The following is a 2,351-nucleotide window of genomic DNA, read 5'->3' on the forward strand; positions in this document are numbered from 1 at the left end:
CAACCGCTGCTGCGCAAACGACAACGGCAACACACCACCACGCGACACCACCGGGATCTGATCCGTGGTCGTCGCCTTGCCGGCGAGCCGCTCGCGCAGGAGGCGGCGGGCTTCCTCGGGGAGAGCTGCGATTCGGTCTTCGCGGGAACTGGACACGTGTTGTCAGCCTTCCGTGCTCGCCGTGCCGTTGTCCTTCTCGGACAGCTCGCGCTCGATCTCGGCCAGGATCTTGTCTTCGATGGTTTCCGCCAGCTCGGCGATGGTGGGGTGGTTGAACAGCTCTCGCGGCGACAGGTCGACACCGAACACCTCACGCACCCGGGCCACCACCCGGATACTCAGGATCGAATCACCGCCCAGCTCGAAGAAGCTGTCGCGGACACCGACCCGGTCCACGCCCAACACGTCGACCCACAGGTTTGCCAGCACCTGTTCCGTCTCGGAGGACGGCGCCGCGAACTCGGCGCCCACCACCGCACGCGCCTCGGGCGCCGGCAGCGCGCGCCGGTCCACCTTTCCGTTCGGTGTCAGGGGCAGGCGTTCCAGGACCATCAGCACCGGCGGCACCATGTACTCCGGCACGGCCCGGCCGACGAAGGCCCGCAGCTCGACCACGTCGACCGTCCCGCCGGACTCGGGCACGACATAGCCGACCAGGCGGCGCGTGGCGCCCTCGCCATGCACGACCACCGCGGCCTCGGCCACCGCCGGATGCCGTACGAGCGCGGCCTCCACCTCGCCCGGCTCGATCCGGAAGCCCCGGATCTTCACCTGGGTATCGACCCGCCCCTGGAAGTCGAGCTGGCCGTCGGGCAGCCACCGGGCCAGGTCACCGGTCTTGTAGAGCAGCGGCGCAGGTCGCTCAGTGGACGGCACGAACGGGTCGGGCAGGAACCGCTCGGCGTTCAGCTCGGGCCGGTTGAGGTATCCCAGGCCGACGCCGTCGCCGCCGATGTAGACCTCGCCGCGCACGCCCACCGGGACGACCCGGCGCTCCTCGTCCAGCACGTACACGCGGGTATTGGCGATCGGCGGACCGATCGGCAGCCGCCGGTCCGGCGACGGGTTGTCACTCACGAGGTGCACGGTGCTGATCGAGGTGCACTCCGTCGGCCCGTACACATTGATGATCTGGAGGTCCGGCGCGCGGTCGGTGACCCGCGCACAATGGACCGGCGAGAGCACGTCGCCGCCCACCACGATCTGGCGCAGCCCGGCGAGCATCTCCACGTCGGCGTCGACGATCTCGTGGAACATCCCCGTGGCGAGGACGAGCGTGGTCACGGACTCGGCCGCGACGAAGTCAGCGAGCCGCCGGAGCGAGGTCTCACCTGGCGGATAGATCGCCAGTCGGGCGCCGTTGAGCAGGCAGCTCCAGATCTCGAACGTCGACGCGTCGAAGGAGATGGACGCCGACTGCGCCACCACCTCGTCACCGTCGGTCTTGCAGTAGTCGATGGGCTTGACCAGGCGCACCACGCCGCGGTGCCGGACGATCGCGCCGCGCGGGCGGCCGGTGGAGCCGGAGGTGTACATCACGTACACCGGGCTGTCCGGGCCGACGCCTACGCCGGGCGACGTGGTCGGGAGCTGGCCGACCACCGGCCAGTCGCGGTCGAGCAGCACGGTGCGCGCCGGGGTCGGCGGCAGCCGGTCGGCGATGCCACTGACCGTGAGGATGACCGGTGCCGCGACATCCTCGACCATGAACGTCAACCGCTCGGCCGGGTATCCGGGATCCAGGGGTACGTAGGCGGCACCGGCCTTGAGCACGCCGAGCATCGCGATGATGAGGTCGGCGCTCCGCTCCATGGCCAGCCCGACCCGATCCTCCGGCCCCACCCCGAGGCCGCGCAGGTGGTGGGCGAGCTGGTTGGCGCGCGCGTCCAGCTCCGCGTACGTGAGCGAGGCGCCCTCGAAGCGCAGCGCGACCGCCTCCGGCGTGCAGCGGGCCTGCGCCTCGAACACCTCGTGCACGCACAGGTCGGAGGGGTACGGCGCGGCCGTGTCGTTCCACTCGACCACGATCTGGTGGTGCTCCGCCTCGGTGAGCACCGGCAGGGCGGAGACCGGCCGCTCCGGGTCGGCGGCCATCGCATCGAGGATCACGCCCAGATGCACGGCCATCCGCTCCACCGTCGCGGCGTCGAAGAGCGCCGGGTCGTAGCGCAGCTCACCGGTCAGCTCGTCACCGGTGTAGGCGATGAGGTTGAGCGGATAGGTGCCGACCTCGCTGGACTCCACCTCGCCGAGACGCAGCCCGTGCGCGGCTGCGGCGTGCGTGTCCACCGGATAGTTTTCGAAGACGACGATGCTGTCGAACAAACCGGCGCCCTGCGACACCCCAGCCC

The 2,351-nt window shown here is 70.4% G+C and carries 1 protein-coding gene; it reads right to left on the bottom strand.

Translation table 11 applies throughout. The annotated features are described in order from the left end of the window. Positions 1 to 162: 162 nt before the first annotated feature. Positions 163 to 2,351: non-ribosomal peptide synthetase (locus ACFFIA_RS31270; RefSeq protein WP_377257715.1), on the bottom strand; the 2,189-nt coding region annotated here is incomplete at its 5' end.

Source organism: Phytohabitans kaempferiae, from assembly GCF_042433955.1.
GTDB classification, from domain to species: domain Bacteria; phylum Actinomycetota; class Actinomycetes; order Mycobacteriales; family Micromonosporaceae; genus Phytohabitans; species Phytohabitans kaempferiae.